The following is a 24,183-nucleotide window of genomic DNA, read 5'->3' on the forward strand; positions in this document are numbered from 1 at the left end:
CACGATGGTCTCAAAGGGCTGCCACCGGTGATGTACGCAGAAAAATTCCTTCAAGGGGCTAGCCCCTTGAAGGAATCATCAGAAGAAGATGAAAGTTTGTTAGTTTAGCGATGTCCTGAAAATGGGGAGCTTACATCTTGCATTGCCAACATTGGGTGTGATATCGGCATGAATTAGTGATACTTTCAAATGAAATCTGAGCAGTTAACCATAGGTGTATTTATGTTTCACCTATTCTCACTTCTATTAGCTGGATGTGGTAACAACAGTGATTCAGGAAGCCTTAGCACAGCTGATACTTCCGCAGTTCTTCATATAACTGAAGACACTATTGATAACTGTGCCTGTGAAGTAGAAATCTATGTTAAGTATTCCACTTATTTACCTGTTTACAACGAACCAAATGATAGTTTGGTAATTGAATTTCGCTTTGAAGACATTAAAGGTTTTGACTTTGGCAAAAACATTCATGTTATATCGTCAAAACAGGGTTGGCTACAAATTGGTGATATCCTTGATACAGTAGGTGGAAATGATTTAAAAGGAAAATGGATCAATAGTAGCTATAGTGAAATTGGAACAAATAACTATGATGGTAGAAGAATAATTTTAAGGGCACAAGCAAATGCAGAATCAGATAGTATTGGATATATAGATGTCGAAAGTTACTTTAATGTCATACAATGTTGTAAGGGTTGGGTATACATCAAAACACATCAAACTCATGGCTGGCTTGCACCTGAATTTCAATGTGCAAATGAACTAACAAATTGCAGCTAATGGTCCTAAGACAGAGAGGGCGTTATTGACTATTAAGATGACCAAAAGGAAAAAAGCGACTGAATCAGTCGCTTTTGGGTTAGGCACGTATAGAAACATTGATGGCAGCTTGGGGGTTTGCAATCCGTGTTTTATCCATCAATAAATGCTCTCACATTAAAAAGAGGGTCACACCAATGAATACGATCAACAGAAACATACGTGTATATATGTGAAGTCCTGCCCTTTGTTACTGTCAATTTCTGATCAGACAAGCTGGTCAGATTAAAATCCAACATTGGGTATTCTTTAAAAGTGTCAACCAGATGTGATCCGATTAATTGCCAACTAATAACATCTCCCCCTTTTAAATCACCGTGATCATATATGTTGAAACATTTACTGTTCTTCTGAAGCTGAACAAGCTTTCCTTTAGGATCGATATAAAAACCGGTTTGCCGTTTAGATGCTTCAATCCAATATTTCCCTTTCTCACCATACAACATGTGCAAGGTATCATTTTCAGCCATGTCAGCATTTTCCACCTCAGGTTCATTTGAAAAGCGGCATGAAAAGGCACCAAGAAGCACCATTACCATTAAATAATGCTGACATAATGTTTTGGTGCAATGTTTCATTTCCTTCTGATAAGCTACCTGATAAAATTTAGGCACGGATTGCAAATCCGCGCCAGCGAGTTTGCTTTGATACATGTTGTTGGAACTGGCTTATTCTGTGCCATCGTTAAACCCTGACCTAATCATTTCTTCCGCTTGCATCAGTATATGAGAATCATCTATTGCTTCGAGTTCTAACTTGATTTTTCTCATGGGATTAAAGAACTCAAACCTCAATCGCGAATTGTAATTACCCATATCCTTAACTCCAACAATTTTATATAACCGTTTATCTCCTGTATACAAGTAACTATTCTCCAGGCTACGCTCCCTTAAAGTAAGTTTGGTTGCAGCGTTTAAGTATTCAAGATTGTCAACCAATTCAACATGAGAGAAATTATCATGTACTAACCAGATTGGTCTTTTGAGCATCTCAACATCCATAAAGAAATCCTTTGGTGATTTGCCAACTTGCTTCAAACGGAGAACATGGGAGCACTGATATCATCACAAGCTTATCAAAGTTTATACAGTTCACCTTCATTAAGCTCTCTCTCATTAAGATATCGGAATAGAAAACTCAACTTGTCCAGGTTCAATGATGAGTAAACAATCTCATATTCCCTTTCGAATGGATGGCTTCTGAATGCTCTGTTGTTGATCGGATCAATAAAAATATCCATAGCGTCACCATTGTGAAAAACATACCGGAAAACGTACAATTTCAGCTTCTCATGCTGGACTTCAGTACTAAACACGAGCTGTTCAGATGTAACGGACTCTTCCCAAAACACCACTCTGAAAAGACCTTTATGTTGGACAATTATTAGTCTCGGTCCTTCAATTACCGGCTCAACTTCTCCATCTTTATGAAACAATGTATCTATCGAAACAAGTGATACACTCGTCACAGAGTCAACTTGGCACTTATTTTTGACCGACCAGGGGCGATAGGAATCTATCCATTCTTGTTCCGTGAAAATGGTGGTAATAGCACCTTGAATTGTCGAACTGAAATCTTGTCCCTTGGAATCAGATGCCACTAAGAGATGCATCAAAGATAGTATGACTGATGTTCGCTTCAAGATGTTAAGAATTACATAGAATATACGAAGACAAAGGTAGAACCTTCGCCTAATACAGGTAGTTCCCATTGAGTACGGTTAATGCAGCAGTCCGAGTTTCTTTTTATCCTTCTTACCCAAACCTGCACAGATGTTCCTAATGCACAGCCGGCGCGGATTTTAGTGCAAGCCCGAGCGTAGATAATCCGTGCTACTTACAACACCATCACTTTCTCGCCAACCAATACAACAAGCCCACACAAACCGTCACGCTTACCAGTACATTCATCACAGCCCATAGCATATGGCCATTGCGGATGAGGAGTACGGTTTCATGGCTGAAAGTAGAGAAGGTGCTGAAACCACCGCAAAATCCAACGATGATCAGGAGCTTCCACCAGTCGCCCGCTTCAGGACGCATGGCGAGGGATTTCAGTACGAGTCCGAGGATCAGACAGCTGGCGATATTCGCGATAAACGTTGCATAGGGCAACGTACTCCAACCCATCGCCGTCACAAAGCGTGCGATACCATAGCGTGCCAGGCTGCCCAATCCCCCTCCCAGAAATACCGCAACCCATGCATTCATGATGAAACGAATTTATAGATGAAGGTACGATACGCACGGATCATAACCCAACCGATGAACAGACCGAGGATGGCACCGCAAAAGATATCCAGCGGATAATGTTTTCCAACATACACGCGGCTGTAAGAAACGATCGCTGCCCAGATCATCAGGCCGCTGCGGAAGACCGGCCATCGTCTACCAAGCACGCTGCCCAGAAACATTGCGAGAGCAAACGCGTTGGTGGCATGCGAACTCACAAAGCCATACTTGCCGCCGCAACCCACCAGCAGATGGATCGATGATGCCAGGTCTTCGGCATGGCATGGGCGCAATCGTTGAAAGACTTCCTTAAAACCCCAGGTGCTCAGCTGGTCGCTTGCTGTAATGGTGAAGATGACAAACACACACACCCATAATGCACCCTTCTTGTATTCACGAATGGTCAACACCAGCAACAACACATACAGCGGTATCCATACCAGCTTATTAGTGATGGCGATCATGACCGTATCCATCCATGGCGTGTGCGCTCCATTCAGCAGGAGGAACAACCATTGATCAAATTCAAGCAGGGTGCTCATTCTTCTGTTGCGTGGCCCGGTTCGGTCATATTGATGTCCGCCGTCAGCAACTTCCACAGATCGTCCTTCAGCTCATCCAGACCGTAACCGGTGTGAGAAGAGATAAAGCGGTAAGGCACATCGGGCATGTCCTTTTTCATTTCCTCCATGAGTTCATCATCCAGCATATCCGATTTGGAAACCGCCAGGATACGTTGCTTGTGCAACAACTCCGGATTATGCATTTGCAGCTCGTGGAGAAGGATGTCGTATTCTTTCCTGATGTCATCCGCATCTGCCGGGATCATGAACAACAGGATAGAATTCCGTTCGATATGGCGGAGAAAACGCAGACCAAGGCCTTTGCCCTCATGCGCCCCTTCGATGATCCCCGGGATATCCGCCATGATAAAACTTTTGTGATCGTAGTAGGGAACAATGCCCAGGTTGGGTACCAGGGTGGTGAAAGGGTAATCACCAATCTCCGGTTTTGCCGCCGTAATCTTTGAAAGCAGGGTGGATTTCCCGGCATTCGGAAACCCCACCAGACCGACATCAGCCAGTACTTTCAGTTCAAGAATCTTCCATTCCTCCCGGCCTTCTCCACCAGGCTGGGCATGACGCGGCGCCTGTTTGGTAGGGGTCTTGAAGTGAGCATTTCCCAAACCGCCCTCGCCACCCGGCACCAGAATTTTCTCTTCACCTTCTTCAGTGATCTCAAAATGAATCTCGCCGGTTTCCGCATCTTTGGCCACAGTTCCCAAAGGAACCTGCAGGATCACATCCTTTCCGCTTTTACCTGTCTTGAGCGCTCCGGCACCATTCACACCCGGCGTAGCGATCACATGTTTTCGGTATTTGAGCGGAAGCAACGTCCACAGCTGACGGTTACCTCGGAGAATGATATGGCCACCACGGCCACCATCTCCACCGTCGGGTCCGCCTTTGGAGGTGAACTTATCCCTGTGAAAATGCACCGACCCTGCTCCTCCTTTACCGGATCTGCAGCAGATCTTGACGTAGTCTACGAAGTTGGACAAGAGGGTGGCGGGTTATCAGGATACTGTTTGAAGCTTGTCTATGGCCTCACACAACGACTGGAAGATATCATCAATACTTCCCACTCCCCGGATTCCGGTGAACTTATCCTGTCCACTGTAGTAATCCTTGAGCGGGGCGGTCTTGTTGTTATACTCCTGTATGCGGTTCTCAATGATGGCGGGGTCCTGGTCATCAGCTCGTCCTGAATCCTTGCCACGGTTCAGGAGGCGACGGACCAGTTCATCCTTATCTACCTCCAGGGCAAGCATGGTGGAGATGCCTTCATTACTTTCTTCAAGCAAAGCATCCAATGCCTGTGCCTGCGCAATGGTACGCGGGAAGCCATCGAAAATAAATCCTTTGGCGGAGGGGTTGGCTGTCAGTTTGGAACGGATCATACCGATCACCACCTCATCCGGTACCAGCTGGCCGGCATCCATCAGTTGTTTGGCTTTCAAACCCAATTCTGTTCCTGCAGCGATCTCTCCCCGAAGCAGGTCTCCGGTGGAGAGGTGGATCAGTCCGTAACGGCTGATCAGCTTCTCTGCCTGTGTTCCTTTACCGGCACCGGGAGGGCCGAACAATACGATATTTAACATAGCTTTAAAGTTAGGGGGTCCTAAGATACGATTTTAAGCCGGACCGGGTATGGAACGATAGATGTGAGGCAGGTTCCTCCCGGCCTGGTCATAGTCAAGACCGTAACCGACCACAAATTCATTTCCGATGTCAAAGCCAGCCATATCTACCTGAACTTCTTCGACATGAGCGGCTGGTTTTTTAAGAAGGGCCACCACCCTGATGTCAGCAGCGCCACGCTTCCGGAGCATGTCGGTTAAAAAACAGATACTTCTTCCGGTATCAACGATATCCTCTACAATCAGGAACGAGCGACCTTCCACGGGTCCTTCATAGCCAAGATGCACATCCACTTTACCACGGGATGTCGTACCCGTATAGGACGACAGGTGTACAAAATGAATGACAGAATCACTTTTCAGCCATCGGACGAGGTCAGCAGCAAAAATGAACGCCCCCTTTAGCACAACAATCAGTTCAAAATCCGAAGCTTTGTACCAACCATCGATCGCGGCAGCCATCGCTTGAATACGGCTAAGAATCTCTTCCTGGTCGATCATTTTTTTGAAGTGCATATCGCCCAGGGAAACATGCAAGGGATGTGTGGTCTCTGATGTGATCATAACAAAGGGGCACCGGGCTGATAAATCTTTTTAACTTTGCCCGAAATCGCATAACATGGAGCCAAAAGTAAGCATTATCATGGGCAGTACCTCCGACATGCCGGTCATGCAGGAAGCTGCTAAATTTCTGGATCAGATGGAGATTCCATTTGAGTTACAAGCTTTATCTGCACACCGCACACCGGACCAGGTGGCGGAATATGCCAAGAATCTACATAGCCGCGGCGTTCGCGTTGTGATCGCAGGTGCAGGTGGCGCCGCACATCTTCCAGGTGTAATGGCAGCCTTTACAACCCTTCCGGTGATCGGTGTTCCGTGCCGTTCATCCATCTCGCTGGATGGATGGGATTCTGTATTGAGCATTTTGCAAATGCCTCCGGGCATTCCCGTGGCCACGGTAGGATTGGATGGTGCAATGAATGCCGGCATCCTGGCAACACAGATTCTGGCAGCAGGAGATGATGCCATTCACAGCCGCATGCAGGGTTTCAAGGAAAAATTGAAGGAGAAGATCATCAAAGCAAACAATGACCTGAAGGAGTTCTCTTTCAAGTTCCGCACAAACTAAGGCATAAGAATATTCAGGGTATTTGATTGATCAGGCAACGCCCGATACTCCGTGATCTCTGTGCATACTCTACTAAACGCTGTGTTAAAAAATATCTATCACAGAGAAAAGGAGAAGACACAAAGTACACAGAAGGGATACTAACTCTGTATCCTCCTGCATCAGAAGTGTTGCACCTGCTATCAAACAAATACATCTTACAAGAATTGTAGGTTGATCAGGCAACGCCCGATACTCGGTGATCTCTGTGGACACTCACTAAACGCTGTGTTAAAAAAATATTTATCACAGAGAAAAAGGAGAAGGCACTGAGGGCACAGAGAAAACCAATTGCTCTGCCGACTAATATTCCGCGGTAACTTACCCATACAAGTTTAACCAGCACATTGTCCTGACAGGCCATGGCATGCCATTACCTTGGCGCCATGTTACAAAGAATGACATGCGCTCTATGGTTAATATGCTGTGTCTGGCAAGCTTCAGCACAGGATGAGTTTCCCAATGCCGTCGTCCCTGCCACCGGATGGGGTATGACTTATGTTTCCCCACCCGGAGCGTCATTATGGTCCGTCTCCGGGTTAGCGGTTCAGTTAAGTGAACAGGAGCTTCCGGCAATAGGCATCAGTCAGTCGATGCGCTACGGCCTGCCTGAGCTCTCCACCACCACCATTGCCGGTGCAGGGGTCATTGGAAATACATCTATAGCCACAGCACTGAGCCGTTCCGGACCCACATCGTACAGGCTACTTTCATGGCGAATGGCACTGGTCAGATCCCTGACCCCTCAATGGCGGTGCGGCCTTTCCGCAGGATTTCTATGGTTACGCCGGTATGAGAACTACCGTGGCATTCAAAGCCTGATTCTGCTTCCCTCAATGGAGATAAAAATCCGGGATGGCTTAACACTTCTGGCAGGATGGAACAGGCCCGGATTCTTCACAAAAAAGTCTAAGGATGACCGGACACCTCACGCCGGCCTGATCACAGGTCTGCTTTTCCGGGGCCAGGGACCGGTTACCTTCTGCTTAGAATGGAGCAAACCATGGGCACAACGACCTTCGCTGAACACCGGTCTTGCGTGGAAGGCAAAAGAGTCCGTTGTCCTTTACCTGGGAAGATCCAGCCAACCGGGTACTATTTGTACAGGTATATCGCTTCATCACGGGTCAATGCTTCTCAACATGGCCATACAAATGCATACGGTCCTGGGCGCCAGTCCGGCATGCGGTGTGCTTTTCTCAAATCCCGAAACACCATGAGGACACTGATGATGATGGTCGTTTTGCTGGGTGGATTCATCGGTGTTCATGGACAAGATCATCATGATATCGACTTCCTGACCACGGATGCACTCCCTGAAGAAAACGATGAACCGGAACCTGATCTCAAGAAAATTTCCGTGTCACTGAACAGTGCAACCGCTGACGAGTTAATGACCCTGACATTCCTGTCATCTTTGAACGTACAGGCCATCCAGGAGTATCGCGCCACCTACGGCACAATCCATTCCATCTACGAGTTGATGTACATTCCCGGATTAGACCTTGCGGTTATCCCCCTGCTCGTAAAGTGCATGACGCCGGGAAAAGCCCCGTCACCTTCAGCACGTCAAATCCTGAAAGACGGTGAGTTCACCTGGCAACACCGGATGGTAAGGGTTTATGAAAAGGCATCCCCCGATCATCCGCTAAAAGCCTGGAGCCGGCTGGCATGGGTGTCCGGCACACGGATTCAATGTGCCCTTACCATAGAGAAAGATCCCGGTGAACCCGGATGGACAAGAGGTCCTGATTACCGTTCGGCTTTTATCTTTTGCCGGAATTTGAATCCCTGGATCAAGCAACTTGTCATCGGAGATTTTCAGGTTGCTTTTGGTCAGGGCGCCACCGTTTGGTCGGCATTTTCTACACGCGCCGCATTTCACTCGTTGGGAGGAAAGAAGGTGGCATCGCGGCTAAGGCCTCATACGGGAAGCGATGAGAACCGATTCCTCAGAGGTACTGGAGCTACCATACATATCGGGCACTGGTGGTTCACTCCTTACATTTCGGGTCATCGGGTTGATGGTTACCTGAAAGACAACGGAGAACCGGTCATCTACCAATCAGGCCTGCATCGAACCACAACAGAATTGTCATATCACCATGGTATCATAGACAGGAGCATGGGAGGAGAGCTATCATGGAGCCGCAGATGGCTCACGGTTGGCTATATCACTTCATGGCAATCATTCCGGGATACCGCCAACCGAAAGGTGGCCGCTCCGGTAACCGCAAGATCAGGGATTCACTATATGGTAGAGTACCGGAGACTTTCCTTACACGGCGAACACACAGTACAATCAGCCCATGGTCATGCTCACCTGTTGGGGATGCGGTACAAGACCGAAGGACTCATCCTATGTGGACGTTTGGAAACATTAAATGCATTCTACAATGGCCTGTCCGCAAATATTTTTGGCACCAATCCGGGTGAAGCCGGAATCACTTCACTCTATCTGTCATTAAACGGGAAAGCCGGTTCAAAACTTCAATACGATGTATTCATGCACCGGAAGTCTGCCATGATTACTCCGGAACACCTGGCTTTCAATTTCCCTGAAGTGGAATGGGGCACGCGACTGACATTTGCTACCTATGAACTATATAGTTTGTATATCGCTCTTCGTATCCGTACAAAAGAGACTTCCGTTTCACTGGATGACCTTCGCTTAGAACAGGTAGAGATAAGTGAGCAGTTCACAACGCGCATTCATTTTCAACACCACCTGACCTCCACCTGGCAATTAAGGCTGAGGTATGACAACCTCAGGCAATCATCCGGCCGGGTACTCAGGCAGGGCCATTTGGTGTATATGGACCTCAAATGGTCCACACCCCGGCGACATTTGTCCGGATACTTCCGCTATGCCGTTTTTGACGCGCCCGGCTATGATCAACGGTTGTATATGTATGAAAACGACCTGAAAGGGCTTTGGACCATACCATCCTATTACGGTACCGGATTACGAAGTTATGCATGCATCAGGTATCATAGGGGCAGACAGGCGGATGTTTCCATGAAGGTCGCAAGGACCGTTTACAGATATCGGCTAAATGAAGGATGGCAGGCGAAGAACGAGGTAAAAATCCAGTGGATTATCCGGTTCTGATAGGCTGTAACTATTTAGCCATCAGACAGTATAAGTACACTCACCAACAAAAGCTGATCTTTACCATCTGCACTGGTCATCTATGCATTACGTTTCCTCCTCGTACATGAGAATGAACAACTCCAACCGGCCTGTTAATGCGGTATTCACGGCAATACTGTTGTTCGGTTTGTGGTTGGTGGGAACCCCGGTTGCACAAGCACAGAACAATGAAGTCTTGATCGTAAAGGTTAAGGCGACCAAAGCCAAAAAGAATCTGGCGGGTGTAAAGATGTCCCTTACAGGAGGTAAAAAGCCTGAAAAACAAACCAGTCCAAAAAACGGGACGTGCGAGTTTATTCTCTTTGACGGCAAGAGCTATACCCTTGAAATCAGCATGGAGGGGCACTATACCTACCTATACCAGTTTGATACCAAGATGGACAGCAAGATCGCTTCCCGGCTTGATGGAGCGCCACCTGAATTTGCCATCGACGCCGAAATGTTTGAAAAAATTCCGGGATTTGATCCGGTACTTTTTAAGTCACCCTTGCGAAAGCTGGTATTTGATAAGGCCGAAAAGGGATTGGTCGAAGATAAAGCCTATACCTCCAAGGTGGATGCCAGAATGAAAGAATATGAGAAAGCATTCTCTGCTCCCAAGGAAGAACAGGTAAAACTGATTGAAGCCATCAAACAAAAGGAGAGCCCGGATCCACCACCGCAAAAAGAAACACCTCCGGCGCCGCCAGAAGATAGCAACGATGAAGATGAGCAGGATGATGCAGCCGCCTTCAAGGCAGAACTAAATAACGACCTAAAAGAAGCGAGTGAAAAGGATAATGGCAGTGAAAACTATATTTTGCAATTGTCCGGACAGGTGACAGAACTAGGTCGCCCTATTTACCAGGCAAAGATTCGGATCAAATCCTATGGATCATCAGCCTCTTTGAATGAAGGCAAATCCGAAGATTTCATTTTAACACAGAATAACGGGTCATACTTTGCCAAGCTGCAATTGGGAAAGGCCTACACCATTTACGTGTCCCGGGAAGGCTATTACACCAAGTCATTCTTTATCGGAGCGGACAAAAAAAATCTTCAGAAATCTTACGGACTAATCCTGAATGTGGAGCTTCTACGCATTCGTAATTTCAAGGGATTGGAAAAACCCGAAGGACTGAATCTGGACAAAGAATATGACAACTACAGGTATGCCAAGAAAAAAGATGCGTTTGTTCCTGCCGGCTCCTACGGAATAGACCCGGAAGTGAAAGTTCTACGTAAGTTTTACGCCGATTTGAAAGATCAGTGGGAGAGATATTATGCGCAGAACGGTCGCATGGATGCCCCGTTGGAGGTTCAGGAGCCTTCTCAAAAAGATAAGAAAGAAGTCAAAGCTCAAAGAAAACCACCCTCTCCCACCGATGCCAATCTTCAGGCACAATCCGAAGCAGAAAAAGAAGCGGAGTCCAGACGTAACAAAGCACTAAAGGAAGAAGAAGAGAGACGGTTGAGGGAAGAAATGGAAGAAAAGGAGCGCATGGCAAAAGAGGAAGAAGAAAGGCGTCAGCGCGAAATAAGAGAACTGGAGCAGAAAGCCCTCGCGGAAAAAATGCAGCGGGAAGCAGATGCACAGGCGGTCATCGAAGCGCAAAACCAGAAAGAAGAAGCTAAAGTTATTGAGGCGAGAAAAGTGCAAAGCGCCAAGAAAACAAGTGATGTAAGCATTACAAAACAGCTGGCAGAGATCGAAAGGGAAGCACGAATCAAGGAAGCCGCCTCCCGAGCAGAGAAACAGAAAGACACACCGGTTCGTGCCCCGGTCATTAAACCGGTAATAACCAGAAAAACCGACGATGGTTATATGTATGACACCCATATCACCACCGTTCGGTTCCCGGGAAAAACAATCGTATTAAAAGAGGAAGTCAGCCTTTGGGGTGGCAAAACCTACTACATAGACGAAAAAGAAGTATCCGCCGAGACCTTTAAGAAAGAGCTCGCCAAATACAACATAAACTGATCAGGCCCATGAAGAAAATTTACGCATACAAGATCAGACCAGTCCATGCCCTGGGGGTATTCCTAAGCCTGGCCATATGCCTGATGAGCAAGGCTCAAACTTCCAACTTTTCCCATTTCGGGGTAGAAAACGGCATGACACAAACCCAGGTGCAAACACTTGTTCAGGATGACAACGGAAACCTCTGGATTGGTACTATGGCGGGGCTGACCAAGTACAACGGCCGGGAGTTCGTTGCTTATCGAAAAGACGACGGCCTGGCTGAAGACTGGGTAACGTCAAGTTACAAAGACGAGAGTGGAAACATCTGGCTCGGACACTGGCGCGGAAGCGTAAGTAAGATCAATGTTGACGACAAAGATCACTTTATTTCTACCATTGAACTCGACCAGTTCGGTCAGTTTAAAACCATTACCAGCATTATCCAGGATAAAGACGGGAACATGTGGTTCGGAACAGAAGGATACGGAATTTTCGTCTACGACGGTACCACCAAAATCAAGGTCATCAACGAAAAAAAATCCGGACTGCCAAGTGATTACATCTATGCTTTGTGCAACGATCCGAATGGAAACGTATGGATAGGTACCGATAAAGGACTGGCCATCTACCATACGGGAGAAGAAATGATGTCTGATGCAAGCTACATGGTTCTGGACACGTCCACAGGACTATCCGGTACCCGCATCAATACCATTGCATTGCTTGGTGAGAATGAAATGTGGATCGGAACAGAACACAACGGCGTTAACATCATCGACCTTTCCAAGGGACTGAAATTGGAGAACGGTCAACTGGATCCCACGATCCTTGGACATCTGAGCGTAAAGAATGGAATGGCTTCAAACAATGTCACCTGTATTGCGAAGGATTTCGAAAAGAAAGTATGGATAGGAAGTCGCGATGAAGGTGTTTCGGTCTTTACACCGGAAGTTGTAAATATGAAACGAACCGGTTTAGACGCCGGAACCATCAAGGCCTATGGCATCAAGCAAGGTTTGAATTATTATCGGATCAATTCCATCATACAGGATCGCGAACACAACATGTGGGTCGGGACGGACATCGGACTGAATCAATACCGCGGGGAAATGTTCCAGATCTTTGATGAAGATTACGGTCTGATCAACAACATCGTTTGGTCCATTCTTCATGATACCCACGGCAATGTTTGGGTGGGCACCAACGGCGGCGCTTCGCGTCTACCTGCTGATTCTATCGTGAATCACGTACGTGACGATTCATTGTTTGTAAACTATACGACCAAAAAAGGACTTTCATCCAATGTTATTCTATCTCTTCACGAAGATAATTTCGGTAATATCTGGATGGGCACCAAGGATGGTGGTGCTTGCCGACTAAGTCGGTCGCGCAATGGAAAAGAAGTCATCGATGTATTCAACAAGGCAAATGGCTTGTCTGATAATACGGTCTATGCAATCAACTCTGATCACGAGGGCAACATCTGGTTCGGAACAAAAGACGGGGCTACCAAATACGACGCACAGAAAAAAACGTTCACCACCTATTCTGTGAAAGATGGTCTGGGAGGAAACGTCATTTACACCATTTACAAAGACAGCAAAGGATCGCTCTGGTTCGGCGTATTGGGTGGAGATCTGACACATTATGACGGGTATGAGTTCAGGACATTTGATGAGACCGATGGACTGGATAGCAAGTTCATTCTATGCATAACCGAAGACGAAAAGAACAACATCTGGTTCGGTGCTTATGGTGGTGGTTTGTTCCGCTATGACGGCGACAAATTCACCAACTATTCTGTAAAAGATGGCCTCACTTCAGACTCTCCATACCTGCTGGTATGTGATGACATGAACAATTTATGGATCGGAACCAGCCAGGGCATCGACAAATTTGACCAAAAGAACAACCGCTTTTCCCACTATGGAAAACAAGAAGGATTTCTTGGAATAGAAACCAACCGGAATGCCGTATTCAAAGACAACAAAGGAGGCATCTGGTTCGGGACCATCATGGGTGCGGTAAAATATAACCCCAGCAAAAACAGATTCAACCGCCAGGAACCCATTGTATCCCTTGACGGCCTGAAAATATTTCATAAAGACGCGGAGTTCCCACCGGACAAGGCCGAATTCCAACCCGACCAGAATCACCTTACATTCTTTTTCACCGGCGTCAGTCTGACCAACCCGGAAAAAGTCCGCTACCGTTTTCTCATGGAAGGGGAAGACAAAGGCCAGTCACCCGAATATGCCGAAAACTATGCGGTATACTCCAACCTGGGACCAGGACATTACACCTTCAAGGTATGGGCCTGTAACGGGGACAAGGTATGTACGAAAGAACCCGCCACATTCTCCTTTACCATCCTTACACCGTATTACCAGACCTGGTGGTTCTTTACCTTGTGTATCATCACGGTGGTGATCCTGTTCTACATCATTGTAACCACACGAACACGCAATCTGCAAAGAATCCGTGTGGTATTGGAAGAACAGGTAGACCTTCGCACCCGGCAGTTGCAACAACGGAATAAAGACATCATGGACAGCATCCGTTATGCAAAACGCATCCAGGAGGCCATCCTTCCTGCCAAAGAAGTGATCCGTCGCACCATTCCGGAATCAGTCATTTACTACAAGCCCAAAGACATTGTCAGTGGAGATTTCTACTGGGTGGAGAATAAAAAAGACAAAGTGTTGTTTGCCGCAGTGGATTGCACAGGACACGGTGTTCCGGGCGCCTTCATGTCCATCGTTGGCCACAACATATTGAAGAACGCCGTGGATGAGCATCAGAAAACCATTCCGGCCACCATCCTTGACGAAATGAACCGCGGAGTCAGTGAAACGTTGCAACAGTCATATGAAGACTCAAGTGTGAAAGATGGTATGGATATCGCTCTGTGTGCCTATGACAGACGTACCGGTGTACTTGAGTTTGCCGGTGCATACAATGCCTTATATCATATTCGTAACGGCCAGCTTTCCGTGATCAAGGGGGACAAATTCCCGGTAGGAATATTTGTGGGCGAGAAGATGAAGAAGTTCACCAATCATCAGATCGAGATCCAGAAAGGTGATGTGGTGTATATTGCCTCCGACGGCTACGCGGATCAGTTCGGTGGTCCCAAGGGGAAGAAATTCAAATACCAGCGTTTCCAGCAACTCCTGCTCGATATCTACAAAAAGAACCCAAGGGATCAATACGATGCGCTGGACAAGTCGATCATGGACTGGATGGGCAATGAATACGAGCAAATTGACGATATCCTCGTCATGGGTGTGATGTTCTAGACCACCGCAGAGGTTAAGGCGAAACCACACTTCTCCAGGTCTGTCCAGAAGTCCGGATAGGATTTCTCCACTACATCCGGGTCTTCAATATGGAGTGTGCCGGTTTTGATAACCAAAGGAGCGAAAGCCATGGCCATGCGATGGTCCTCGTAAGTAGCTATCCGAATGTCAGACGCTGACGTGAATGCCGATGGGTCAATCTCAATCGCTTCATCTCCGATAACGTTCACCTTTACATGGAACTTAGCCAACTCTACCCGCAATGCTTCTATGCGATCCGTTTCCTTGATCCTGAGCGTTTCCAATCCGGTTAATTTTGACTGTACTCCGAGTGCAGACACCACCACTGCAATTGTTTGGGCCAGATCCGGACAACTTACAAAGTCAAATTCAAACCGTTCAGGGACCGGTCTTACACGCCGGATCTTTAACCCGTCATCTTCAAAAACGGTTTCCATCCCAAGCAGGGAAAATATTTCCTTACATACGGAGTCGCCCTGCAGACTGTCTTCCTTCAAGCCACCAATCTGCAGTTCGGCATCATCTGACAAGGCAGCCACCGTGTACCAATATGAAGCTGCAGACCAGTCCCCTTCCACGTGGAACGACCCCGGTTGGTACTTTCCTTCCTTCACTAAAATATCATCCCCTGACCATTCCACATGTGCACCGAAGTAGCGCATCATATTCATGGTCATATTCACATATGGTCTGGAAATGAGTTTGCCCTTGAATGAAATTGTAAGGCCACCTTCAATAGATGGACCGATCATTAACAGCGCACTTATGAACTGACTGCTCACACTACCGTCCAATTTCAGCGGGACTGATTTTAAACGAGATGGTTGGATACGCAACGGTGGATATCCGTCCTTTTCCGGGAAGCTGATATCCGCACCCAATTGCTTCAACGCTTCCGTTAAAATCCCGATGGGCCGTTGTTTCATACGGTCCGAACCAGTCAGCAGATAGGTCTGACCCGAGCCATGATGGCAAGACAGGTATGCGGTAAGAAACCTCATCGTGGTGCCTGCAGGTCCCACATCTTTTACTTCATCATCTGATGCCAGAAGGTTTATCAACGTTTCTGTGTCACGTGCTTTCGCCAGATTGGTAATTTGAATACCATGGCCTTGAATGGCCTGAATGATCAGCGCCCGGTTGCTCTCACTTTTTGAAGCAGTAAGGACCACCTTATGTCTGATCAGGCCGTGTGGTTTTCGAAGGGTGATCATGACAACTGCCGGATGATTTGCTCATAATACGATATCGCTTCGCCGATTTTATCCGGTGTCACCTCCACATCATAGATGCAGGTTCCCAAATCCGAAAGAAGACTGAATAGAATCTTTCCACCTTCATTCTTTTTGTCCTGCATCATAATCTCCATCAATGCCTCAATGGGTATGGCAGAAAGGTCATAAGCGGGGAATAGTGAGTTCAGCTTGGTGGCGAACATTTCCAGGTCATCCTGTTTGAGTCCGTGATCCAGCGACAGAAAACCTTCACAGATCATGCCTATGGCTATGGCTTCACCGTGTAACAATGGGTCTGCATCGTGCTTCAGCGACCAGCTCTCAATGGCATGGCCGAGGGTATGGCCAAAGTTCAGGATCTTCCGTAGACCCTTTTCAAAAGGGTCGCGGCTGACCACGTCATTTTTTATCGATACAGAATGTGCCAGTAGTTCATCACGTTGCGCCATCACCTCGGGTGCAATATCTGCGATGACCTTATAATAGGCCTTGTCGTAAATCAATCCGTGTTTGATCACTTCTGCAAAGCCGGAGTATAATTGTCGAAGAGGCAGCGTTTTCAGAAAAGCCGGGAAAATAAAGACCCCCTTGGGCTCATTGAACACACCTATCAGGTTCTTATACAGATCCAGGTCAACGCCTAACTTTCCTCCCACCGAGGCGTCCACCTGAGAGAGAAGAGTGGTTGGCACCTGTATGAATTCAAACCCTCTCTTATAGGTAGAGGCGACGAAGCCACCCATATCTCCGATCACCCCACCGCCCAGATTCACGAGGAGGGCTTTACGATCGGCACCGGCACTATTAAGGGATTCCCATAAGGTCATGCACGTATGGATGTTTTTATGGATCTCACCACTTGTGACCTCGAAGACGTTGTCCTGAAATGACCGGCCACATACCTCTTCGAGCAAAGGCAAACAAAACTGTCTGCTTTGTTCATCAACCAGAATAAACACCTTCCCCCTGGTCTTCTCATGATCATCGATCATAGATGCGAGTTCACGCAATGCGTTTTCACCTATGAAGACATGGTATTTCCCTGCATCTATTTTATGTAGCGAATCTCCGGGCATATTGCAAAGATGGAAAAAGGATCGGAGTTTCGGTTTAAAGAGTATCAATTATTGAGAAGAATTCGTCAGAATTGGGCTATATTCATCCTACATTTGTGTTAGCAAAAAACATGATACCATTGAATAATACGCAAACCGCCTTTCGTCACAAGAGCGATAAGGAGCTTAGATTATCGCGCTTTCTTTTTTCTTCCATGCGCAGTCCGTTCATATCAGGAATAGGCAAATGGCTGATGAATGTTACGCTTTCAGGTTCCCTCCCTGTGAAAGGGCTGATACGTTCAACCATCTTTAAGCAATTCTGCGGAGGTGAGAACTTAAAGGAATGTCTGGATTTCACCGATGAAATGCACCGGTACGGTGTGCTTTCCTATATCACCTATGCGGCAGAAGGAAAGGAGAACAATGAAGAATTTGAGAAATCCGTACAGGAACTGGTGAAAACCATTGGAGGTATTTCCGGATCATCTGCCATTCCCTTTTCTGTATTTAAGGTAACCAGCATGGCGTCTTATGACATGCTTGAGAAAGTAAGTGCCAATGCACCGCTTTCCCAGGCTGAAGAAGAAGAGTGGACAAACATCATCGCCCGTGTGGACCGTGTGTGTGAAGCCGCCCTGAAGTCAGGAAAGCCGATCAACATTGATGCGGAAGAAAGTTGGATCCAACCTGCGCTTGACAACGTTGTTGAGATCATGATGAAAAAGTACAACCGGGAACGCACCGTTGTATTCAATACCTTTCAGATGTACCGGAAAGACCGCCTGGATTTTCTGAAGTCATCCTATGCCAAAGCGCAGGAAGAAGGATACTTTTTCGGGGCCAAACTGGTTCGCGGCGCCTATATGGAAAAGGAAAGGGCCCGCGCCGGTCAGCTGGGCATCCCCTCCCCTGTCCATGAGACCAAAGCGGATACCGATGCATCCTACGATGCGGGTATCGTCTTTTGCCTGGAGCATCTGGAAAAGAATTTTCTGGTGGCCGGCACACACAATATGGACAGCGTTCATAAACTTGCCGGGCACATGGAAAAACTGGGACTCGCCCACAACGATCCGCGCATTTATACTGCACAACTGTTGGGCATGAGTGATAACATCACTTTCAACATGGCCCATGCGGGATACCTGGCGGTAAAATATGTGCCATTCGGTCCTATTCGTGATGTGATTCCTTACCTGTTAAGGCGTGCCAATGAAAATGCGGCTATTCAGAATCAGACAGGAAGAGAGCTTTCCCTGATCAAAGAAGAGATCAGCCGACGAAAAAAGCAAAGGGCCTAAGGACAGTCACATCGTGGCTTCCCGTTGGGGTTATCTGCACCCAGGAGACGTACAGAATCTTTGCAGAGTTCAATCATAACCTGCTGTGGTGCGGTGCCGGTCACTTTGAACACATATTGTGGACAGGCCAGGCCATTGGTTTTGCTTGAAGAAAAATCGATTTCACTTTCCCGAAGGATGGCTTTCAGTTTATCTTCTTCCCATCCGGTACATTCGTTAAAGCATATCCATTTACCGGTATGCGAAAACGGCAGTGAATCAATTTTGTTATGAATGACGCCGGATGGAAGCCAGGCAGGAATTTCCCGGTCTTTCCACAGCGTAAAATACATCACCACCGAACCTATAAAAACACCGATAAGGTATAATCTGAGTCTCTTTAAAAACTTCATATACGGGGTCAGAAAGCTGCGACCAGCAACTCCAGATTTTTATAAGGCAGGTTGAAGGTCTCTCCGAGGTACTTGCTCGTTAGGATGCCGTTGTAAAGATACACGCCATTCCGGACCCCTTTGTTTCTTCTGAGCATCTGTTCCACACCTCCGTTATGGCCCACACTGAGAAGGATCGGCGCAAAAATATTGCTAAGTGCCTGGGATGCGGTTTTGGAAACGCGGGAAGCAATGTTGGGAACGCAGTAATGCACCACGCCATACTCCCGGTAGACGGGGTCGGCGTGTGTAGTGACCCTGGAGGTTTCAGAACATCCACCATGGTCTATACTCACATCGATGATCACCGAACCCACTTTCATTTCACTCACCATTTCTTCTGTGATCAGGCATGGCGTTCTGCCTTCGGGGGAACGGATGGCGCCCACCACCACATCGGCGATCTTAAGATGATCGGCGAGAATGTTAGGTCTGAGCACAGAAGTAAAGATTCGCATCCCCAGATCATTCTGAAGTCGTCGGAGTTTGTAAATTGAATTGTCAAAAACCTTCACCGACGCACCCAGTCCGAGTGCAGACCGTGCCGCAAACTCACCTACCGTACCGGCACCGATAATAATCACTTCGGTAGGTGGTATGCCGGAGATCCCTCCCATCATCAAACCCTGTCCTTTGTTTACGTTACTCAGGTACTCCGCCGCAATCGATATTGAGGTATTCCCGGCTATTTCACTCATAGCCCGGATCACGGGAAAGATGCCGTCCTCATCCATGATGCTTTCATAGGCAATGGCCGTGACCTTTCTTTCAATCAGTTTATTCAGAAAGTTCTTGGGTTGCATCGCCAACTGTAAGGTAGAGAGAAGGCATTGCTTGGGTTTAAGAAACTGAATCTCATCTTCATTGGGCGGTGCCACTTTCAACACGAGATCCGATTTTTCATATACCTCGGCGGTATCATAAGCGATCACCGCACCGGCTTCACTATAGTCTTTATCGTGGTAGTTCGCATCCTTTCCTGCGCCGGTCTCCAGGATCACGGAGTGTCCGTTGTTCACAAGCAGTGAAACAGCTTCGGGTACCAGCGCAATGCGATTCTCTTCCATAGATACCTCTTTGGGGATGCCTATGTGCAGCTGGCTGTTCCGGGTCACCACCTCAAGCATTTCCTCTTGAGGCAGGAGTCTGAACTGGGCAATCGCCCTCAACGTTTCACTTGATCCGCTCATGGTTTTCCATAGTTATGTGACGGCCTTCACCTGCAACAGACAGGGTGATGGATACAAAGTTGCCGGATAAAACATCAAGCGCAATATCCGGCCATTCTATAAAGCAAAAATAACCGCTGTCGATGTAATCCTCAAAACCAAGATCAGAAAGTTCTGAACCAGAGGAAATACGGTAGAGATCAAAATGATATACGGGCTGTCCGTTTGCGCGCTGGTATTCATGCACGATCGGGAAAGTGGGGCTTTGAACGGTATCGGTCACCTCCAGCGCTTTGCAAAATGCATTTACCAGGGTTGTCTTTCCTGCACCGAGCGGGCCATTCAGACAAAATACACGACAATCAGGGTTGATAGAAAGTAACCTGGTGGCTGCCCTTTCCATATCATCGATCCCGGCCCGGATCATAACTTCTTCGGACGGTCTCATTTTGCTGACATCATAACAAAGGGAACCAACACCTCCTCAAGAGAAATCCCACCATGCTGAAACGTATTCCGGTAAAAGTTCACGTAGTAATTATAGTTGTTGGGGTAAGCAAAAAACTTCTGATCCTTTGCAAAGATATACTTACTGCTCACATTGGTCCTCGGAAGAAAGGCATCTTCAGGACGTTCGATCGCAAACACCTCCGAATCTTCGTACTTCAGATTCTTTCCATGTTTGTAGCGTAGATTAGTGGAGGTATTTTTATCTCCAACCACCTTACTGGGTTCCTGTACGCGGATGGTACCATGATCCGATGTGATCACTGTTTTAACATCCGCCCAGTCACCTTGCGCCAATTGTCTGAAGATATCACGAAGCGGGGAATGTTCGAACCACGACAAGGTGAGGGACCTGTAGGCTGCCTCATCATCGGCCAGTTCCCTGATCACTTCCATATCGGTACGGGCATGGGACAGCATGTCTACAAAATTGAATACAATCACGTTCAGTTGATTGTCTTTCAGGTTCTGGAGATTTTCCGAAAGTTTTTTCCCGGCCTGAAGGTTAACGATCTTATGATAAGATGATTTGATATTCAATCCGAAACGTTTCAGATGCTCCTGAAGCAGCTCAGCTTCAAAGCGGTTTTTACTCCCCTCATCCTGTTCATCTACCCAGTAGTTAGGATATTTTTTACTAATCTCGGAGGGCATCAGTCCAGCAAAAAGAGCATTACGGGCATACTGCGTGGCGGTGGGAAGGATGCTGTAATACATCGTTTCTTCTTCAAGCCGGAACTGTTGACCCAACAGGGGGTTCAGCATTTTCCACTGGTCGTACCTCAGGTTATCAATGAGAACAAGGAATATTTTCTTTCCCTGTTTGAGTAAGGGGAAGACGGATTTCTGAAGCAGGGTATGGGACATGATCGGGGTATCCTTGTCCGGTTGATTGAGCCAATCCAGGTAATTTTTCTCAATGTATTTTGAGAACAGCGTGTTGGCTTCCTGCTTTTGATGTTGCAGAATCTCATTCATATCATTCTGGTCGGACTGCTGTAATTCGAGATCCCAGAATGTGAGCTTCTGATAAAGCGCTTTCCACTCTTCCTGGTCGAGACGGTCTCCGAGCGTCATCCCGATGGAACGGAATTCCTGCTGGTAGCTCATCGTAGTTTTTTCGCTAACCAGCCGACTTTCGTCCAGCGTCTTTTTGAGCAACAGAAGAATTTGCTTTGGGTTCACGGGCTTCAGCAAATAGCCTGCAATTCGTGACCCGATGGCATCCTCCATCAGCGATTCATCTTCATTTTTGGTGATGATGACTACGGGTAGATTCGGGTCTTTCTTTTTGATCCGGTCCAGGGTCTCCATACCAGACAAACCGGGCATATTCTCATCGAGGAACACAATATCCGCAGGGGTCTGATCCAAAGCATCAATGGCCTCATTCCCATTGGTTGTGGTTTGAACCTGATAGCCCTTCTCTTCCAGAAAAATGATATGTGGTTTCAACAGATCGATCTCATCGTCTGCCCATAAAATGTTGATTTTTCTCATTAGGATAATATATCTGTTGATAATTCACTGTACCCTTCCAACCCCACCATGCAAATATTGTTTATAATCGCGTGATGATCGGGGAACCCTGACCACATATTAAATGCATTTTTTCACGGATTATTCTATTGGGTAACCGTTACTAAGATACAGTAAGTGTAGAAATTGGCCAGTATCAGAAAGGATAAGAAAGTTTTTAATGATCCGATTTACGGATTCATCACGATCCCATTTCCCATCATTGAGCGGCTGATCGATCATCCGTGGTTTCAACGTTTGCGTAGAATCCAGCAACTCGGTCTGACCAATCTTGTCTACCCCGGAGCATTGCACACCCGGTTCCATCATGCGGTTGGCGCCATGCACCTGATGGGTGAAGCCCTGGAAGTACTCCGATCAAAGGATGTGGAGATCACCGAAGAGGAAGCCATTGGGGTCACGGTTGCGATTTTGCTGCACGATATAGGTCATGGACCTTTTTCCCATAGCCTTGAGTTTTCATTGGTTAAAGGGGTCACCCATGAAAACCTCACCGAAATTTTCATGTCCCGGCTTAACGCGGAAATGGAAGGACAATTGGAAACCGCAATCAGCATATTCCGGAATCAGTATCCAAAGAAATTTCTCCACCAGCTCGTTTCCAGTCAGCTGGACATGGACAGGCTGGATTATCTCAGAAGAGATAGTTTTTATGCAGGCGTGGCCGAAGGCGTTATCAATACCGACCGCATCATCAAAATGCTGAATGTATATGATGACCAGCTGGTGGTGGATGGCAAAGGCATTTATTCCATTGAAAAGTTCATCATTGCCCGACGTCTGATGTACTGGCAGGTTTATATGCACAAAACTGCTGTTGTAGCAGAAAACATGCTTATCAATATCCTGCGTCGTGCCCGTGAACTCCTGAAGGATGGAAATGAGATCACCGCAACTCCCCAATTATATACCTTCCTTTCCAGACAACATGACCTGGAAAGCTTCCGGAAAGATGAACACATTCTGCGGGATTTTTCCAGACTGGATGACTACGACATTTATGCTGCCATAAAATCATGGTGCTACCACAATGACGCTCTTTTATCATTCCTATCTAAATCACTGGTAAACAGAAGGTTATTCAAGATTCGATTGCAAACAGAACCGTTTGACCAAAAAATTATTGAGAAAATCCGTAAAAAGGCACAAAAATTGCATAGTGTTTCGGATTCGGAAACCGGTTACCTGGTGATTACGGGCGAACTTAAGAACGATGCATACCAACCCGGTGAAGATAAAATTACAATAGTGGGCAAAAACAACCGGGTGGAAGACATTGCAGATATCTCTGATAACCTGAATATCACGGTGTTCTCCGCCAGAGTGAAAAAATATTTTGTTTGTTGTCCGGAAGAATGCCTGAAAGGGTTGGAAATACATTAACAATGAAGTTTACAGCCAAAGAGATTGCCGATTTACTCCAGGGAACCGTTGATGGTGACCCCCAAATCGTGGTAGACCGGTTCAGTAAGATTGAAGAGGGAAGTACCGGCTCACTTAGTTTTCTCGCAAACCCCAAATATGAAGATCACCTGTATAACACGGGTGCCTCCGTGGTTCTGGTGAACAGGGATTTTGAACCGGCCTCTGCTGTAAAATCCACCCTGGTGCGTGTTGAAAATGCATATCAAGCGCTTGCAAAACTTCTCCAACTATACGCTGAAAACAAGAAGAAAAAGGCTGGTATTCATGCTTCTGCCGTGATCGCAGATAATGCCCGCCTGGGAGAAAATATATTCATCGGGCCGCTAGTTACCATTGGTGAAGGGACCATCGTAGGCAATGGTACCCGTATCCACGCCGGATCCCATATCGGTGAAAACGTTCGCATCGGAGATGACTCTACCATCCACCCTGGCGTAAAGATCTATGACGATTGCGTCATCGGGAAGGCATGCACCATTCATGGTGGCGCCATCATCGGAGCGGATGGTTTCGGATTCGCACCCAACACGGAAAATGAATACCAGAAAGTTCCACAGATAGGCAATGTCGTATTGGAAGATATGGTGGAGATCGGTGCCAATACAACAATAGACCGCGCTACCATGGGATCCACCGTGATCAGAAAAGGCGCCAAGCTTGATAACCTCATACAGATCG

At 47.0% G+C, this 24,183-nt stretch carries 22 protein-coding genes; 9 read left to right on the forward strand and 13 right to left on the reverse strand.

Annotated features, from left to right (window positions below):
* Window positions 1-189: 189 nt before the first annotated feature.
* Window positions 190-780 (forward strand): hypothetical protein, encoded by a 591-nt coding sequence (locus KDD36_09000; GenBank protein ID MCB0396778.1) that lies wholly within the window; start codon window positions 190-192, stop codon window positions 778-780.
* A gap of 131 nt (window positions 781-911) precedes the next feature.
* Here the strand turns inward: KDD36_09000 and KDD36_09005 are convergent, their stop codons facing one another.
* The 7 genes from KDD36_09005 to hpt all read right to left on the reverse strand — a co-directional run bounded on the left by KDD36_09005 (window position 912) and on the right by hpt (window position 5,814).
* Entirely contained in the window at window positions 912-1,472 is a 561-nt protein-coding gene (locus tag KDD36_09005; protein MCB0396779.1) for a hypothetical protein, read from the reverse strand.
* A 15-nt stretch (window positions 1,473-1,487) separates the two neighbouring features.
* Entirely contained in the window at window positions 1,488-1,820 is a 333-nt protein-coding gene (locus KDD36_09010; protein MCB0396780.1) for a hypothetical protein, read from the reverse strand.
* 846 nt (window positions 1,821-2,666) lie between these two features.
* Entirely contained in the window at window positions 2,667-3,029 is a 363-nt protein-coding gene (gene crcB, locus KDD36_09015) for a fluoride efflux transporter CrcB (GenBank protein MCB0396781.1), read from the reverse strand.
* Window positions 3,026-3,592: a phosphatase PAP2 family protein gene (locus KDD36_09020; protein MCB0396782.1), complete on the reverse strand. Its 567-nt coding sequence runs from the start codon at window positions 3,590-3,592 to the stop codon at window positions 3,026-3,028. Before KDD36_09020 ends, crcB begins: the two co-directional genes overlap by 4 nt.
* Window positions 3,589-4,611, reverse strand: a complete 1,023-nt coding sequence (obgE, locus tag KDD36_09025; protein MCB0396783.1) for a GTPase ObgE — start codon at window positions 4,609-4,611, stop codon at window positions 3,589-3,591. The genes KDD36_09020 and obgE overlap by 4 nt, the downstream gene beginning before the upstream one ends.
* Window positions 4,612-4,626: 15 nt before the next feature.
* Window positions 4,627-5,211 carry an adenylate kinase gene (locus tag KDD36_09030; protein MCB0396784.1) on the reverse strand — a complete coding sequence of 195 codons (585 nt, stop codon included), beginning with the start codon at window positions 5,209-5,211 and terminating at the stop codon, window positions 4,627-4,629.
* Between the two features lie 33 nt (window positions 5,212-5,244).
* The gene (gene hpt, locus KDD36_09035; protein ID MCB0396785.1) at window positions 5,245-5,814 is read right to left on the reverse strand and encodes a hypoxanthine phosphoribosyltransferase; all 570 of its coding nucleotides are present in this window, start codon (window positions 5,812-5,814) and stop codon (window positions 5,245-5,247) included.
* Between the two features lie 55 nt (window positions 5,815-5,869).
* Here hpt and purE point away from each other — a divergent pair, with 55 nt between their 5' ends.
* The 5 genes from purE to KDD36_09060 all read left to right on the forward strand — a co-directional run bounded on the left by purE (window position 5,870) and on the right by KDD36_09060 (window position 14,819).
* Complete coding sequence (gene purE / locus KDD36_09040; GenBank protein MCB0396786.1) at window positions 5,870-6,382, forward strand: 5-(carboxyamino)imidazole ribonucleotide mutase; 513 nt, start codon at window positions 5,870-5,872, stop codon at window positions 6,380-6,382.
* A gap of 425 nt (window positions 6,383-6,807) precedes the next feature.
* A complete protein-coding gene (locus KDD36_09045) occupies window positions 6,808-7,641 on the forward strand; it encodes a hypothetical protein (protein MCB0396787.1) in 834 nt (277 codons plus the stop codon).
* A complete protein-coding gene (locus KDD36_09050; protein ID MCB0396788.1) occupies window positions 7,638-9,533 on the forward strand; it encodes a helix-hairpin-helix domain-containing protein in 1,896 nt (631 codons plus the stop codon). The genes KDD36_09045 and KDD36_09050 overlap by 4 nt, the downstream gene beginning before the upstream one ends.
* Before the next feature lie 106 nt (window positions 9,534-9,639).
* Window positions 9,640-11,538, forward strand: coding sequence for a hypothetical protein (locus KDD36_09055; GenBank protein ID MCB0396789.1), 1,899 nt, complete (start codon window positions 9,640-9,642; stop codon window positions 11,536-11,538).
* 8 nt (window positions 11,539-11,546) lie between these two features.
* Window positions 11,547-14,819 (forward strand): SpoIIE family protein phosphatase, encoded by a 3,273-nt coding sequence (locus KDD36_09060; protein MCB0396790.1) that lies wholly within the window; start codon window positions 11,547-11,549, stop codon window positions 14,817-14,819.
* Here KDD36_09060 and KDD36_09065 read toward each other — a convergent pair.
* Window positions 14,816-16,054, reverse strand: a complete 1,239-nt coding sequence (locus tag KDD36_09065; protein MCB0396791.1) for a 3-phosphoshikimate 1-carboxyvinyltransferase — start codon at window positions 16,052-16,054, stop codon at window positions 14,816-14,818. The two genes, KDD36_09060 and KDD36_09065, sit on opposite strands and share 4 nt — an antisense overlap.
* Window positions 16,051-17,151 carry a 3-dehydroquinate synthase gene (gene aroB / locus KDD36_09070; protein ID MCB0396792.1) on the reverse strand — a complete coding sequence of 367 codons (1,101 nt, stop codon included), beginning with the start codon at window positions 17,149-17,151 and terminating at the stop codon, window positions 16,051-16,053. Before aroB ends, KDD36_09065 begins: the two co-directional genes overlap by 4 nt.
* Window positions 17,152-17,261: 110 nt before the next feature.
* On the opposite strand from aroB, the gene KDD36_09075 reads away from it, so the two are divergent.
* Window positions 17,262-18,434 (forward strand): proline dehydrogenase family protein, encoded by a 1,173-nt coding sequence (locus KDD36_09075; protein ID MCB0396793.1) that lies wholly within the window; start codon window positions 17,262-17,264, stop codon window positions 18,432-18,434.
* Here KDD36_09075 and KDD36_09080 read toward each other — a convergent pair.
* From KDD36_09080 to KDD36_09095, 4 genes are read right to left on the reverse strand one after another with little or no spacing between them, the layout of a single operon-like run.
* On the reverse strand, window positions 18,431-18,826 hold the full coding sequence (locus tag KDD36_09080) for a hypothetical protein (GenBank protein ID MCB0396794.1): 396 nt from the start codon (window positions 18,824-18,826) through the stop codon (window positions 18,431-18,433). The genes KDD36_09075 and KDD36_09080 overlap by 4 nt on opposite strands.
* A gap of 8 nt (window positions 18,827-18,834) precedes the next feature.
* Entirely contained in the window at window positions 18,835-20,055 is a 1,221-nt protein-coding gene (locus tag KDD36_09085) for an alanine dehydrogenase (protein MCB0396795.1), read from the reverse strand.
* Window positions 20,039-20,482, reverse strand: coding sequence for a tRNA (adenosine(37)-N6)-threonylcarbamoyltransferase complex ATPase subunit type 1 TsaE (tsaE, locus tag KDD36_09090; GenBank protein MCB0396796.1), 444 nt, complete (start codon window positions 20,480-20,482; stop codon window positions 20,039-20,041). Before tsaE ends, KDD36_09085 begins: the two co-directional genes overlap by 17 nt.
* Window positions 20,479-22,041 carry a PglZ domain-containing protein gene (locus KDD36_09095; protein ID MCB0396797.1) on the reverse strand — a complete coding sequence of 521 codons (1,563 nt, stop codon included), beginning with the start codon at window positions 22,039-22,041 and terminating at the stop codon, window positions 20,479-20,481. The genes tsaE and KDD36_09095 overlap by 4 nt, the downstream gene beginning before the upstream one ends.
* A 174-nt stretch (window positions 22,042-22,215) precedes the next feature.
* Here KDD36_09095 and KDD36_09100 point away from each other — a divergent pair, with 174 nt between their 5' ends.
* Window positions 22,216-23,463: an HD domain-containing protein gene (locus tag KDD36_09100; protein ID MCB0396798.1), complete on the forward strand. Its 1,248-nt coding sequence runs from the start codon at window positions 22,216-22,218 to the stop codon at window positions 23,461-23,463.
* A 2-nt stretch (window positions 23,464-23,465) separates the two neighbouring features.
* Window positions 23,466-24,183: UDP-3-O-(3-hydroxymyristoyl)glucosamine N-acyltransferase (gene lpxD, locus KDD36_09105; GenBank protein ID MCB0396799.1), on the forward strand; the 718-nt coding region annotated here is incomplete at its 3' end.

The organism is Flavobacteriales bacterium (assembly GCA_020435415.1).
Taxonomy (GTDB): domain Bacteria; phylum Bacteroidota; class Bacteroidia; order JACJYZ01; family JACJYZ01; genus JACJYZ01.

Coding starts and splice junctions, on each gene's coding strand:
- KDD36_09000 (MCB0396778.1), top strand. CDS start 190: ATGAAATCTGAGCAGTTAACCATAGGTGTATTTATGTTTCACCTATTC.
- KDD36_09005 (MCB0396779.1), bottom strand. CDS start 1,472: ATGTATCAAAGCAAACTCGCTGGCGCGGATTTGCAATCCGTGCCTAAA.
- KDD36_09010 (MCB0396780.1), bottom strand. CDS start 1,820: ATGGATGTTGAGATGCTCAAAAGACCAATCTGGTTAGTACATGATAAT.
- crcB (MCB0396781.1), bottom strand. CDS start 3,029: ATGAATGCATGGGTTGCGGTATTTCTGGGAGGGGGATTGGGCAGCCTG.
- KDD36_09020 (MCB0396782.1), bottom strand. CDS start 3,592: ATGAGCACCCTGCTTGAATTTGATCAATGGTTGTTCCTCCTGCTGAAT.
- KDD36_09030 (MCB0396784.1), bottom strand. CDS start 5,211: ATGTTAAATATCGTATTGTTCGGCCCTCCCGGTGCCGGTAAAGGAACA.
- hpt (MCB0396785.1), bottom strand. CDS start 5,814: ATGATCACATCAGAGACCACACATCCCTTGCATGTTTCCCTGGGCGAT.
- purE (MCB0396786.1), top strand. CDS start 5,870: ATGGAGCCAAAAGTAAGCATTATCATGGGCAGTACCTCCGACATGCCG.
- KDD36_09045 (MCB0396787.1), top strand. CDS start 6,808: ATGTTACAAAGAATGACATGCGCTCTATGGTTAATATGCTGTGTCTGG.
- KDD36_09050 (MCB0396788.1), top strand. CDS start 7,638: ATGAGGACACTGATGATGATGGTCGTTTTGCTGGGTGGATTCATCGGT.
- KDD36_09055 (MCB0396789.1), top strand. CDS start 9,640: ATGAGAATGAACAACTCCAACCGGCCTGTTAATGCGGTATTCACGGCA.
- KDD36_09060 (MCB0396790.1), top strand. CDS start 11,547: ATGAAGAAAATTTACGCATACAAGATCAGACCAGTCCATGCCCTGGGG.
- KDD36_09065 (MCB0396791.1), bottom strand. CDS start 16,054: ATGATCACCCTTCGAAAACCACACGGCCTGATCAGACATAAGGTGGTC.
- aroB (MCB0396792.1), bottom strand. CDS start 17,151: ATGCCCGGAGATTCGCTACATAAAATAGATGCAGGGAAATACCATGTC.
- KDD36_09075 (MCB0396793.1), top strand. CDS start 17,262: ATGATACCATTGAATAATACGCAAACCGCCTTTCGTCACAAGAGCGAT.
- KDD36_09080 (MCB0396794.1), bottom strand. CDS start 18,826: ATGAAGTTTTTAAAGAGACTCAGATTATACCTTATCGGTGTTTTTATA.
- KDD36_09085 (MCB0396795.1), bottom strand. CDS start 20,055: ATGAGCGGATCAAGTGAAACGTTGAGGGCGATTGCCCAGTTCAGACTC.
- tsaE (MCB0396796.1), bottom strand. CDS start 20,482: ATGAGACCGTCCGAAGAAGTTATGATCCGGGCCGGGATCGATGATATG.
- KDD36_09095 (MCB0396797.1), bottom strand. CDS start 22,041: ATGAGAAAAATCAACATTTTATGGGCAGACGATGAGATCGATCTGTTG.